Genomic DNA, 13,707 nt, shown 5'->3' with positions numbered 1-13,707 from the left:
TATTTTCCTGGTTCGATTCGAACCGAATTGGAACTGCCGGTGTGTGCGCTATTCTCCGTGCCCCCTCGTGACCCACTTTCTTGTTTATGGCTGTTGGTATAGCGCTCGTCTTTATTAAACCACATCAGACCTGGCCCGACCAGGGGACGCCATCCAGGCTAGTTTGGTCCGCCTCCCAATTAATTACTATGTGTAAATCTGGGCGTCTACAGGCATTCTTACAGGTTTAACCCGCCGCCATTCCTTGGAATCGTGAGCTGCATGCCACAGATCATAGTTTCCTTGCAAGTTTAACCACAGTTCCGGCGTGGTATCGAAGGCACGGGACAAGCGTAATGCCATGTCAGAAGTTACAGAGCCCCGCTCATTCACAATCTTGGATAAGGTCTTGCGTGACACACCAAGAGTCCTGGCCAATTCAGTTATCGTAAGAGACAGGGGTTCTAGATAATGACTCTTTAAGATGCGCCCAGGATGAGTAGGCTCCCTTTTTCGGCTTCTCATAATGGTGACTCCTTCATCCTCGCAAAGATTTGTATTCGGCATCTAGCTTGTTAATGGTAATCTTCGTAACTGACCCCGTAGGCATCGCCATCCTTGAATCCAAAAGTTATGCGCCAATTTCCAGACACCTCGACAGCCCAACGGCCTTCCTTTTTCGGCTGTAGTAGGTGCAGACCGGAACCGGGATAATTCATATCTCTAATATCATTTGCCGCATCCAGCCGATCTAATATAGAGGCTATCTTGTTGGCGTGTTTAGGCTGAACACCCTTTTTAACGCCGTCGTAAAAGAAGTCTCCGAGCCCCTTGTGCGAGAAGGATTTTATCATTATCTCAATGTAACCTCTACGGTTACGCGTGTCAAGACCTTTCAAAAATGTTGAGCCATTGGACAAGGCCATATTCCTGATGCATTATTATGGCAACAGTGGGTTATTTATCCGCTGAAACACGAAGCATATTTAACTGGGGTGTGCGAGATGCGCCCCGGAACATAATGCCCCTTTACGCTTGCCATCTCGTGCGCCTACCGGAAAACCCTGCTTTTGCCCCTGAAATGAACGTTATTGCCCCCAAATCAAACCAATTATTGACAACTTTTCCAATCGCCTCAACCACTTGAGCTGGCCCGACCGCTAAACCAATAACCGTTAAACCGTAAACCGCTCACAAAAAAGCTAAAGGTTCAAGTCAGATGGCATTGTGCATGCCAGAAGGCATTATTTTCGGTTGGCATTCATAAAAAGGAGCACGACGCAGGTAGCCGATACTGATACGGGCATCGCAACCGCGGCTCTGGCCGTGCAGCAACCTGAGGGTTGTGGTTACCCACTGAGTTGTCCTGGTCCAACCCCAAAGCAATTCGTAGACTGCAGAACTACCCTCAAGTCCGTCCTCTGAACTAGACATACGCAATAGAATCTACTTGATATAAATGAGCGACTCCTTGCTCAAGTTCTCTACGATGCTCCTCCCTTGCCCTACCGCAAATTGTTTCAGGAGTTCATATTCACCAAATTCTATAGCATCAGTGAGGCATACATCGACACAGACCGGTACCTCACCTAAATGTATCCGATCAAAACACAAGTCACATTTATGCGTTTTTTCTGCTTTCTGATCGAACTGAATAACTTCATAAGGGCATGCCTGTATGCATGCGCAACCACAGGCAAGGCACCTCTTGGCTTCCTCAACAGCCATTTCTTCACTCAGACCTAGCTGAACTTCCTCAAAGTTGCTAATTCGAGCCTCTGGTTTCAACTCTGGCATTTGCGCCCTTTGTCCAGGATGATATTTCTCTTTTGGAACCTCCGTCACCACGCTTAATTCCTTATCGCGACCTTCACGTAAGTCAACACCTCTTATGAATCTGTCGATGGATATGGCGGCCTCTTTTCCTCCGGCAATCGCTTCGATGACAGTCCGAGGGCCCGTAACCGCATCGCCGGCAGCAAAAATGTCGGGGTCATCACTCTGGAATGTCAAGGGATCAATTTGCATTGTTCCCCAATCGGTAAGTTGGCAGGCACACTCCGGCGTCAGGCAAGCCCAGTCAGTCTCCTGTCCTAGGGCCACAATTACAGCATCAACTCCGATGTTGAATTCCGTTCCGGGCATGGGTTCCGGTTTACTTCTCCCGGTTTCATCTGGTTCTCCTAGCCGCATCCTTATACATTCTATTTCCTTTACCCTCCCATTTTTCCCCAAGAATCGCACGGGTTGCGTAAGAGTTTTCACGGCAATATCTTCTGCTTGACATTCCCGGATTGCTTCAGCAGTTGCTGGCATTTCCTCAACGGTGCGCCGGTATATTAGAAATGCTTCAGAACTTCCCAACCGTTTGGCCGATCTCACAGCATCCAGGGCAGCATCACCGCCACCAATGACGGCCACCCGTCTTCCCAGGGTAACCGCTTCTCCGCGATTGACTTTCCCCAGGAAATCCAGGACTGGATAGACTCCTTCTAGATCCTCCCCCTCAACATTCATGCTCTTGCATTGCTGGGCACCGATTCCAATGAAAAAAGCTTTAAACCCTTTCCGACGTAATTGTTCTATAGTCACATCCTCACCAAGAGTTACGCCTGTTTTCATGATGACACCCATATCTCGAATGACCTGGATTTCCGCATCTATAAGATCGCGGGGAAGTCGGTACGCCGGAATTCCAAGAGTCAGCATGCCACCGAGGATTTCCTCCTTCTCAAAGAGCGTTACCTGATAACCTTCTCGAGCAAGAAAATAGGCACAGCTCAGACCAGCAGGTCCCGAACCGATAATCGCCACTTTATCCTCTTTTTTGACTTTGATCTCCGGAACATAGCGGGTATCGGCATTGAGATCCAAATCGGCCACAAACCTCTTGATCGCATTGATTGCTACAGGTTGATCAATCCCTCCTCGACTGCATTGTGACTCACAGGGATGGTCGCAGACCCTGCCGCAAATAGCAGGCAATGGATTGTCTTCTTTCATAACTTTCAAGGCTTCCTGGAACTTGCCCCTCGCAACCAACCATACATATGCTTGCACATTCATATGAGCTGGACAGGCAGCCTTGCAGGGTGATGTGCGCTCTTTTTCAACACTCACAACAGCACCGAAAGCGTTGCAGCCGTTACAGATATCCCTATCAACTCGCACTATGCCGGTCTCAGGATCTTTACTGATCGCACCTTCAGGGCATGCTGTCACACATTGAGGGTCGCTGCATTGTTGACAGGAAACTACCCAGACATCGACAGCCAGATTGGGGTAGCTGCCCTCACTCCGACTTTCAACTCTCAGATAATACGGCATTTCATTAGGCATGGCCGTTGAATGATCTACAATCTCATGATAGTTCCTGCAGGCAACTATGCAGGTGCGGCAGCCGATACAAAGATTCATATCTATCATCATGCTCAGTTGTTTCATGGTACCCTCCCTTACTTCACAACGCGAACGCGCGTGGACACATGCGATTCGCCTCCGATGACGTCCTGCCATTGCAGAGTGGCGCCTGCATCCGGTATCAAGATATTGCTAGCCACACCTTTACCTGCGGTGGCTACCCTGCCGACCGTGGATCCAAAACCGTGGGCCAAGCCTACGCAGTCTGGTCTGATTCCTTCTGTGAGCTCGACCTGCAACTGCACACTACCCCATGGGGATTCGACAATTACCCTATCCCCCTGGGAAAGCCCTAGATCTTTAGCTGCCAAAGGGTTCATCAAAAGCGGGTTTTCGTAAAATCCCGAAATGCGATCTCGAAGCTGGGGATTATTATGAGTCCACTGTCCAGCTCCTGAATGGAAAATAGTACGGTATGAAACTAGAATGAAAGGATACTTTTCAGCATTGTCTCTATATTCGGGAGCCAATTCCACCCTGGGCCATTCCTGATTCCAGGGATCTTCTGCAAGGTCCTCCCAATAGAGATGTATTTTCTTGCTTGGAGTACCAAAACCCCCAGCCTTTTCGTATTTTCGAAACCCCATGGTACCCGGTGACCAGAGGCCACCCATTTCTTGTAATTTTTTCACGGACAGGCCCAAGCCTTGCAGTTGAATGTCATAATAAGCAATGTCATCCTCAAACTGAAAGAACTCCGGTACAAGGCGCTTGCCCAATTCGATGAAGACCTCATTTGAATGGCGGCATTCGCCAGGGGATTCCACCACCGGCTGGCGCAAACAGAGGCCATGGCCGAAATTGTACCACCAGGGCATATAGAGAAGTTCCCACCGTTCAAAGTACGATTTGTCCGGAAGCACGAGGTCTGCAAACCTAGCCGTCTCGGACATCATGATTTCAGAGCTGACCAGCAACTCCAACTTGTAATCTCCATTCGCATCTCGTTCGCAGACTGCCTCTTGCCAGGAATTCTGGCCCATCTCCGTCAAAGCAGGGTTCGATTCTGCGGTGATAAGCACCTTGAGTCCCCCGTTCTTTATGGCCTGGGCCTCATACCATGTCGGCTCCATGATGAAAGAATACTTTGCGAATTTTTCCCTGTCCGGGCCAGTACGATGCCAGCCCAATTCGTGCAAATCAGGCGGCGACGGCTCAGGTTCCACCGGCGAGAGCGGCAGTAGATCCGGAAGTGGTTGACCACCAGGGTTATCTATGTTGCCTGTAATGCTCAAGAAAATAGTCCATGCGTGGGCGAAGTCCATAGCGTTCCCCAGCATGACCCCTTTAAAGCTGTCAACACCCACGGATGGTGCGGCAGCGCATTCTTCAGCCAACTGTTTAATTGTCTCCACAGGAACTTCGCAAATCTCGCTCATTTTTTCAGGTGGCTTGTCAGCAATATACTCTCTCAGTTTTCCGAAATCTCCTGCTCGAATCCACTTTTCGACGAAATTCTTGTCATACAAGTCATTGGTAATAATGTGATGAATCATGCCAACAAAGAAAGCGGTGTCACCGCTTGGCTTAATCGGAATCCAGAGATCGGCTTTCGCAGCTTCATGCGTAAAAATGGGATCAATCACCACCAGCTTGGCACCCCGTGCCCGCGCTTCGAGAATATCCTTGGGAACCGCAGCGTCTTCCAAGCCGCCAAAGGCATGGCGGCCAGCGAGGATCATGATTCCACCTTTTGGTACCGTAAACCATGCGGGTGGGATGTGATGATTCGGCACGCCCCCCATGGTCTTTATAAACGCCACTATCTTAGCGGAATCGCAGTGAGGTAAGGCAGTATTGATGAAGCCTCCATAGGCGTTGAGGAAGCGCCACTTGGGATCCGTGATACTGTGAGGAAAGAAGTTTGCCGTAAGCTTGTGGGCCTCGCCGCGCTCTCGCAACTCCTGTAGTTTGCCGGTAATTATGTCCATCGCTTCTTCCCACGGTATTCTTGCAAACTTTCCTTCTCCTCGCTGCCCCACTCGCTTCATAGGATATTTGAGGCGTTCCGGAGAGTACTGCAAGGAAACACCTGCCATGCCCTTGACGCATGCTTTGCCGCGAGCTCTGGGGTTTCCCCGAATCTCCTTCAATTTGCCCCCTTCTACCCTGGCGAGGATGGCACATTCAGCCTTGCACTGATAACATGCGGTAGGAATCCATTCTGTTTTATTCATTTCATTCGCCTCCTTCTCCCGATTTGCAGAAATGCCTGGAGACAGCCTTCGGGTGCAGCTCCAATATTCCTACAAAGCCGCAAGCTCAATCCAGATTATCTTCTCACCCTCTCGATCCTGCCCCAGCTTTTTTGTTTCGCAGGGAAACATTTACTCGCAAGTGGGGATTGTTGCCAACTACTCTTACCGCATTGACAGGGACAACGTTACTCGGTTTGCCAACTTGTTTTTTCTTCTGAGACCGACGCTGTCTCTTTTTCAACATTTTGCGGATAATTCGGGTAAATGTGATGATAGATTTTGACGATCAGAAAAGTACAGATCACAAACAAGGCAAATATTAACCATACCAGTGGATCAAAGGGGGTGTAGTGATAATTCATGCAGGATTCTCCTTTCAAAGTTTCAACATGAAACTTTTCTTGTTTTTGTACAGTTCAGAGACTCTCTTTGGATGAGAGACAAGCTGAAAGACAATACCAACGAAAAAGATTCCTCCGATGAAGTTTCCCAGAATGGTATACAATTGATTATGCGCCCAGCCATACTGCCCGAAACCCCAGTGCAATAGAATGGGCACTTGCGACGACACGGCTCCGTGCGCTTGAACGAAAAGATCCTGCTGGAAAAGAGGCAGCGCCAGAAAACCGATATTGGCAATGCAGTGTTCAGTCATGCCTGCAACAAAGGCTAGAGGACCATAGGCGGCCATGGCAATCTTGGCGATATCCTCGTCCGCTTTTATGTAGAGCAGCGCCGCTGTCTGCAACGTCCAAGTACAGACAATGGCCATCGCAAAAATCTCCATGGAAGACATGCCGGTCTTCTTCAGTGCTATTACATGGGCCTGCTGAAGCCATGCTGCTGAGGCGTAACTGCCGCCTTTACTGAGCAGCCACATGAAAAACATACTTCCGGCGAAATTGCCGATATAGCCAAGCAGTACCCCATAAAAAAAAGCCGGCCACGATATTCTCTTGTGAAATACGCCAATAATTCCCACAGCCATATCCGCGGTGACCAGAGTCATCCCTCCAAGCATGATAATGACAAGAGAAAACATGAAAACTAGACCCATCAAAAGGTTGGCGAGACCAGGTGCCAGGTTGCCTGGTACGCCAGCACTGACTGACAGGGCAAGCATAGCACCAAATACCACAAAGGCACCGCCAGCAAATGCAGATAAAAGAAAGGCAAATGGTCGATTGCGAAGCATGTCCCACTTATAGGTACAGACATCTGCAACCCTCACAACAAGTGCGTCAACGTCAGCAGCCATGATTCCCCCTTTGCACCTTTAGAATATATGAGCCCGATTGCCAGAAAAAGGTTCGCTAGTATGCATTCATAAGGTTCGGGAGGGGCGGCTGCTTTCTCTGTTGACGATTACAGAAGCGGGGTACCGTGGCAATAAGAATCGCATGGCTCCAACTAGAAGGACCTACCCCCAAGATGCAACGGCAACCGGAGATGAAGCAAGGCAGTCAACCAGGCTGAACTCGCAAATCACCAAAAAGTCTACATGGCTGTCACCGAAAATGCCGTCACCACTTACGTTCGCTTCTGTCCGTGTAAGTTCGGAAAGGTGGAGTTGCAATTGCGAATAGGTAGAGCAAGGGATGCGGGCTAAACAAATTCCGTGGAAATGAAACTGTCAAGATTACAACATTGTTCGAGAGTTCCAGCATTCCTGGCCATGTTCATGGTTCTTGAAACTCTCTCCCTATTAGGCTCTAAATCAAAAAAAGTGACATAGCGGTTGCGGATCACATCTTCAGCGATTTGAGGATTGATGCCAGTATAAGCTGCCTGGATTTTAGAACATTTTTCTGGATCCTTTCTGACAAGATCACTTGCCGCCAGTAACCTCATGACATAGCTTTGTAGAATATCCCCATGTTTGGCGGCAAAATCTTCATTGGCAACAACAATACAGCAAATATGCCCGGCGTCGATCTGGTCCGAACGTATCAGAATTCGGCCGACGCCTTCATACACGGCCTTCGTGTTCCATGGTTCTGCACAGAAAAACCCATCTATTTGATGCCGTCGCAGCGCCCTTATGTTGTAAGAAGGACCTAAGTATCTGGCTGCGATATCCCGGCCGACTGATATAGTCTCGTTGCGCAACAAAAGGTGAAGGAGGGCTGAGTGGGTCGAATTGGGCACGGGAAGCCCAAGAGTAGCACCAGCCAAGGCCCCGAGAGCGGGGATGCCATTGCGCACGGTGAGAGCGCTGCCGCCATGTGCGGCGTCAAGAACATAAATTATGGGAATCCCTTCATTTCTTATGGTCATGGCAAGTGAGGCCATCACAAAAGCTACGTCCAACTCGCGGTTTCTAATGGCATTTGCCAGAGATGCCCATGACAGAAATTTCTGGAGTTGTATTTGCAGCTTATCATCCTCATTAATATGCTGTGAAAGCATTGCCAGTAAATGATCGGATATAGGCAGGTAACCCACCTGAACAGTTGCCTTTGTGCATCCATACTTGAGATACTCTCTGAGCTTCTTGCGAGCGTCATGGAGTCGGCGTTTAACCGTACCCAACGGCACATTCAGGATATGGGCAATCTCTTTTTGAGAATAGCCGTGCAGATAGAAATATCTGCATACCTCCATTGTCTTTGGCGGTAGACTTGTTATCGCCCTCCTGATCAATCTTCTCGATTCACGCTGTTCAAAAACGTCCAGATCGGTTGCCGTTAAGGCAGCAATATCCTTTGACTCATCCAGTTGCACAAAAGAAATATTGAGGTGGTTTTTTCTAATGATCTTACAAATTGAAGAGATAAGTATGGCCCGGAACCATTCGGGAAATGCTTCCAGTCTGCGCAAGGATGATAGTTTCAAATAGGCGGTAATAAATGCCTCCTGCACTGCTTCTTCTGAAAGAAAATAGTCGTTTAGTCTTGCATAAGCTCTCTTCAACGCCCATTGCTCAAACAGCATGACAACTTCATTAAATGCTTGAGAGTTACCTTTTCTGGTCTCTTCCAGATATGGCACATATCTAGGCATTGTTTTGAAAAATCTTGTATTACTAGGTTTTTTCCAATGAATACTTCCCACAAAACTCTACATTTTAAAAAACGGCCATTCCCTCCACCTCAGACCAAAAGCCCCTCCGACACCTTTCAATATATCAACACGTATGAACACTCGTCATCTATTTTTTCGGCCCAAACAGGTATCCCATCAGAAACAAATCTCTTTTACAACTGTGGCCGCTGTGCTGCTTTGTGGATACTGTCCGTGAAGTTAGACCTAACGTGGATGGATATGGGTTACCTGGGGTCTAACCAGGCAAAGGTTGCACGTACCGATTGTTGGAATGATTATAATAACCGGTATCCTGGCATCAAGTCGCTCGCCGAAGGCTTCAGCCTGCGTTGCCTATCACGGATGGCAATCCGGTAACATGTTAGCGGCATGCCGCCACTTTATTAGTGGTTAGAGGCGCAATCCAGGAGTGACTCAATTTTGCGATTACATTCTTCCTACAGGTGGGTCAATTGCAGGCTGGCAAGAATTTTTCCAAAAACTCCTCTCTTCACTCCAAAAAGGCCGTTTTAAGCCCAAAATCAGATCTCGTGGGGGGCGGTTTCGCGAACCGCCTCTCCCTATATGCAAACAAATCAATTAATTGGTTTGGTCGACCCTATCCACACCGAACCAGTTAGCTTGGCCCGACCAACCTTGGCAATCCTCTGTCAGCTAGTTGTTTCGCACCGACTTCCATTCAACACAATTCCCTATCCATCATTCCTCCAGGATCAGCAATTTTACTCCCTCGAGAAAGCTGGCTACATATTCATCCGCGCCGATATCAGGGGCCGTTCCCCTTGTACGCGCTCCACCATCCAGGTCTGTATCAGGAAGTTCCGGGGCACCGGCGTTGCCGGCGTCAATGCACGGGGATCTCGCTGTCAAGTGAACATCCCCAGTGTCGGGAGATCGGAGGAGAGGGTCCGCATGAATATTGTTCCCCTGCAGCAGATTTGTTCCGAGAGACACATAGAAGCCAGTTACACCGTAATTATTGTTGTAGAGCCTTACCAGACAGGCGATACCATCACCATTGTTATCGTCGTCTATGTAAATATCTTCGCCATTATCTACTGCCGTGTTATTCCAAAACAAGTTGTTGTAAATAAAGCATGTTTCATTATTTGAATACTGATAAACAAACAATCCACCGCCACCTCTCAAACTTGCACTGTTGTTGACAAATGAATTGTTCGTGATCACGACCTCATCACCATAAGATCTCGCCCCACCGCCCGCATCTCTGGAAACATTGCCCAGGAAGACGTTGTTTGTCATCACTGCTTTACCACTGGTAGTCGAGCAAAGTACGCCACCTCCTGCCCAATCTGCTTCATTATTCATGCATACATTCGCCGTGAACAAGGCGACTCCGGCTCCGGAGCGGACATAGGCACCGCCGCCACGGTTATCCGCATAGTTGTCGTAGAACAGATTATGCTGAACCGTTGCATTTCCTGCAATTAGTGCCAAGGCATAGAGACCTCCGCCATAATAACCCGTATTCCCTTCAAAGGTACATCGTTCCACGATGATGTCGCCGTTTACCGTCCTGATGTAAAGGCCTCCTCTTCCATTGGTTGAAGGGTTGTTTCCATTCCGAAAGCTGATCGCCCTGACCGCAATATCACAATTGCTATCGTCTGCTAACGAAGATGTGTTAATCACCATCACCCCTTCCAGAAGATCGCCGTCCAATATGGTGGTCTCTGCCCCATTCCCCTTTATGGTAAGGGCGAAGTTCTCATCCGAAGAGGGGTTGTACACAAAAGGGGAGCCGCCTGTATGATAATGTCCCGCCGAGATGCTTATGATATCATCTTCATGATTGGTTGCAGCCGAAGCCAATGCTGAGCGAAGTCCACTCACATCAGAAACGTTAAAATTGGCAGCCAAAGCTTCGTTTGCAAAGAAAATCACCAGAATCAGCAGACATGAAATGGTCAGGTTTTTCATGGTAGCCTCTATAGATATTTTATGGTTTATGAAAAGAACCTGTTATCCTTCTCGGCTCATCACAATTTCTTCTTTGTGTCTTTAATCCCTGAAGGACTTGATTTCTTTCCTAGCCCCTCATCGCCAATTCATATTTCTCATCCATTCGACTGGCTTTCGATTTCAGACATCTTATAAAGTCCAGCACCGCAGTTTGAGCAGACTCAGGCATTGACCTCCGCTGTCTAACGATTCTTTCAACAATGGCCATCTATGTCTCCTGTATATAATTCAAAGGCCGACAACTTGGCAACAGATAAAAAGAGTCCTGTGATCCTTATGGTCTGTGGAAAAGCCGATATAAACTGTTGCTTCTCACTAATCATTGATGGCATCGTAACTCTTCGTGGTCGGGCCAAATTAACATATCGAAATATATCTACATTAGTCTTCCAGAAATAGCTGTTTTCGGCGTCAATATCACCTTTTTGGGCTTGGAAATCGGTCCGATAAGAAACTCCCGGCTCTCTAAGTATAAGTGCGTCAACATTTTTGCAAACCACTTGCCCCTTTGCCCGGGCACCGAGCTCTCGCTCTGTCCTCTGGATAAAACGCTCGCTACCCACGGCAATGCTTTTTGTCCCCCTGCTGTCATATGCCTTTTTCCCTGACCGAGAAAGTCATCTACCCAGTCCCTGTGAGCAGCTCGAAACTGGTCGTAAGTGGCAAGACCAGCCAACTACATGAGCCTCTCATAAGCAATAGGGGCACACTTTCGTCGGGGCTCTTGAATTTCTCTGTAGCCACAGAATGACCACTGCGAAGGATGATTAACAACCCCGGCACGCACCATATTCAAGTCGATATAGACGATGCAGCGAAGCAAATGCTCACCACTTTCTACGGCTGTGGCTGATCCGATCTTGCCAAAAAGCACCATGCCGTCTCTTCCTCTGATTGTACTCTCGAGCTATTCTGCCAGCCACCAGCTGGATCGACCTTGGAATTACATGTCGATTTCCCTCATCCGCAACAAGCAGATGAAGGTGATTGCAGGTCACCATGTAATTCAAGATAACTAGTCCATAGCGCCTGTTGGCCTCCAGTAGCTAGTGGAGCCATCGGCCGCGATCTTTTACAAATTTCAGCAGGAATTCTCGCTTGTCACAGCGATGGGTAATGTGCCAGATATGCCCAGGAATATAATGCCTCTTTGCTCTCACCATCTCGTGCGCCTGCAGAAAACGCTGCTTTTGCGCCTAGAATGAACGTTATTGGCGCCAGAGTCGACCTATTTCCGACAACTTTTCCTGTCTCCTCAACCACTTGACTTGGCCAGACCACCAATCAGCAAAAGAACTCACCTGCCTGACCGTACCTGCTCACAGGCGCACTAGCCCTTGCCGCACAACGGTTTGCGTATTCCAGCATCCACCAACCTGACAGACCTCGATTTACCAGCTCGTTTAGTCCAACCAGCAATTTTCAACACACATCGATTCAACAAAATACCTTGCTCCCCTTAAAGTTGAATGCTAATTTATGACTGCTCGTCTTCGCGTCAATGGTGCTACTTTGTAAATGATGCCTGCGAGACAGGGAGCATTTGGTGAAGTTCAGTGAATTGGTGAAACTGCTCGAGAAAAATGACTTCAGAATTGTGAAACAGAAGGGTTCAATCAGATATTATGCAAAGCCAGATTGGGATAGGCTGATACGAGTCGACTACCATGGAACAAAAGAAGTCCCGACTGGCACGTGCCATGCTATACTGAAAGCTGCAGGGATCAAAAGGCCCTAGGAGAATACTAACATGATAGAATTGCCATACTCTCTGGTGATTGAAGCCACGGAAGAACCCGATTATTTCGGGTTTTACTCTCCTGACCTGGAAGGGTTTACAGGAATCGGACATTCTATCGAGGATTGTCTGTACAAAGCAAAGTGGGGTATGAAGGAACACATCAGTTTATTGGAGGAGCAAGGACTTCCAGTTCCTCCAAAAAATCCGGATCCGAAAATCATTATTCAGAATGAGAAGAAGATGGCTGTTGCCTGATGACGATTTGCGCTAACCCCCAGTCGCAGGAGCGGTTCCCAGGCTCGCACTGCCCCACCCACCCTTGAAAAGACCTTACACCGCCCTAATCCGGCAATTGCAGCATCAGCATGGGGGTTACTATAGCAAATGGCGGAGTCTGATAACTCTCCCAATCGTTGCCTTCCTGTTTTATGTTGAGAAAGGTCCGCAGAGAATCATCCCTTGTAAAGAGGTGATTCCAGCGAAGATCCAATCCCCCTTCTTCCAGATTCGTGAGATTTGCCAGCTCCACCGGGATGCGCCCCATGAGCTCGTTCGAGTACAGCCTGAGACGTTCAAGATTTGACAGATTGCCCAGCGCCCTGGGAATCGGCCCCCTGAGCTGGTTATTGAACAGATATAGTCTTCGAAGATTGCTCAGATTGCCCAGGCTGGAGGGAATGCTGCCTGTAAGCTGGTTAGAGTGCACATTAATATATTCAAGATTACTCAGATTCCCCAATGACGAGGGAATGCTGCCCGTATGCTGGTTCATGTCCAGGGCAATCCCTATAAGACTGCTCATATCGCCCAGCCACGAAGGAATGCTACCTTCTAGCTTGTTGCCGCCCAGAGAAAGTTCTTGAAGATTGCTCAGTTTACTCAATGACGAGGGAATGCCACCCGTAAACTGGTTAGAGCTCAGATAAAGCCATCGAAGATTGCTCATATCACCCAGCCACGAAGGAATGCTACCTTCTAGCTTGTTACTGCGCAGATTAAGATATTGCAAATTGGTCAAATTCCCTAATGACGTGGGGATGCTGCCTGTATGCTCGTTATGGTACAGGGACAGCTCTACTAGATTGGCAAGACTGCCCAGTGACGAGGGTATGTTTCCTGATAGATGGTTAAACTTCAGATAAAGGGTTTGAAGATTGCCGAGATTGCCCAGTTCCGCAGGCAACGTACCCACCAGGTTGTTGAAAGTCAGAGATATGCGTGTCACCATGGTATTACCTGCGTCAGTTGTAATTCCGTGCCAGGTGTTTTCAGTCCCTGCTGGCGCAAAATCTCCGCCCACCTTCCAGCCGCTGTTGTCGGTCCAGCTGTCGCCAGCCGTGC

General features: G+C 48.4%; 11 protein-coding genes and 1 pseudogene. 2 read left to right on the top strand and 10 right to left on the bottom strand.

Annotation, left to right across the window (positions count from 1 at the left end; translation table 11 throughout):
• Positions 1 to 186 precede the first annotated feature (186 nt).
• From JRI89_13780 to JRI89_13740, 9 genes and pseudogenes are all read right to left on the bottom strand, one after another.
• Positions 187 to 504, bottom strand: coding sequence for a HigA family addiction module antidote protein (locus JRI89_13780; GenBank protein ID MBW2072309.1), 318 nt, complete (start codon positions 502 to 504; stop codon positions 187 to 189).
• 50 nt (positions 505 to 554) lie between these two features.
• The gene (locus JRI89_13775) at positions 555 to 833 is read right to left on the bottom strand and encodes a type II toxin-antitoxin system RelE/ParE family toxin (GenBank protein ID MBW2072308.1); all 279 of its coding nucleotides are present in this window, start codon (positions 831 to 833) and stop codon (positions 555 to 557) included.
• A 592-nt stretch (positions 834 to 1,425) separates the two neighbouring features.
• Positions 1,426 to 3,423 (bottom strand): FAD-dependent oxidoreductase, encoded by a 1,998-nt coding sequence (locus JRI89_13770; GenBank protein MBW2072307.1) that lies wholly within the window; start codon positions 3,421 to 3,423, stop codon positions 1,426 to 1,428.
• Between the two features lie 11 nt (positions 3,424 to 3,434).
• Positions 3,435 to 5,576: a molybdopterin-dependent oxidoreductase gene (locus tag JRI89_13765; GenBank protein ID MBW2072306.1), complete on the bottom strand. Its 2,142-nt coding sequence runs from the start codon at positions 5,574 to 5,576 to the stop codon at positions 3,435 to 3,437.
• 397 nt (positions 5,577 to 5,973) lie between these two features.
• Positions 5,974 to 6,855 (bottom strand): formate/nitrite transporter family protein, encoded by an 882-nt coding sequence (locus JRI89_13760; protein ID MBW2072305.1) that lies wholly within the window; start codon positions 6,853 to 6,855, stop codon positions 5,974 to 5,976.
• Positions 6,856 to 7,202: 347 nt separating this feature from the next.
• Positions 7,203 to 8,651 (bottom strand): sigma-70 family RNA polymerase sigma factor, encoded by a 1,449-nt coding sequence (locus JRI89_13755; protein MBW2072304.1) that lies wholly within the window; start codon positions 8,649 to 8,651, stop codon positions 7,203 to 7,205.
• 690 nt (positions 8,652 to 9,341) lie between these two features.
• Positions 9,342 to 10,583, bottom strand: a complete 1,242-nt coding sequence (locus JRI89_13750) for a hypothetical protein (GenBank protein ID MBW2072303.1) — start codon at positions 10,581 to 10,583, stop codon at positions 9,342 to 9,344.
• Between the two features lie 718 nt (positions 10,584 to 11,301).
• Entirely contained in the window at positions 11,302 to 11,502 is a 201-nt protein-coding gene (locus JRI89_13745; protein MBW2072302.1) for a hypothetical protein, read from the bottom strand.
• Positions 11,453 to 11,788, bottom strand: a pseudogene (locus tag JRI89_13740) (transposase). Before JRI89_13740 ends, JRI89_13745 begins: the two are co-directional and overlap by 50 nt.
• A 383-nt stretch (positions 11,789 to 12,171) precedes the next feature.
• Here JRI89_13740 and JRI89_13735 point away from each other — a divergent pair.
• Together JRI89_13735 and JRI89_13730 are read left to right on the top strand one after the other, a co-directional pair.
• Entirely contained in the window at positions 12,172 to 12,363 is a 192-nt protein-coding gene (locus JRI89_13735) for a type II toxin-antitoxin system HicA family toxin (protein MBW2072301.1), read from the top strand.
• Between the two features lie 12 nt (positions 12,364 to 12,375).
• Entirely contained in the window at positions 12,376 to 12,621 is a 246-nt protein-coding gene (locus tag JRI89_13730) for a type II toxin-antitoxin system HicB family antitoxin (protein ID MBW2072300.1), read from the top strand.
• 85 nt (positions 12,622 to 12,706) lie between these two features.
• On the opposite strand, the gene JRI89_13725 is transcribed toward JRI89_13730, so the two are convergent.
• Positions 12,707 to 13,594, bottom strand: coding sequence for a leucine-rich repeat domain-containing protein (locus JRI89_13725; protein MBW2072299.1), 888 nt, complete (start codon positions 13,592 to 13,594; stop codon positions 12,707 to 12,709).
• Positions 13,595 to 13,707 lie beyond the last annotated feature (113 nt).

The sequence above is a fragment of the Deltaproteobacteria bacterium genome, assembly GCA_019309045.1.
Lineage (GTDB): Bacteria > Desulfobacterota > Syntrophobacteria > BM002 > BM002 > JAFDGZ01.
Note: the sequence above shows the minus strand (reverse complement) of the source record. Positions and strands in the feature narration are given on the sequence as shown.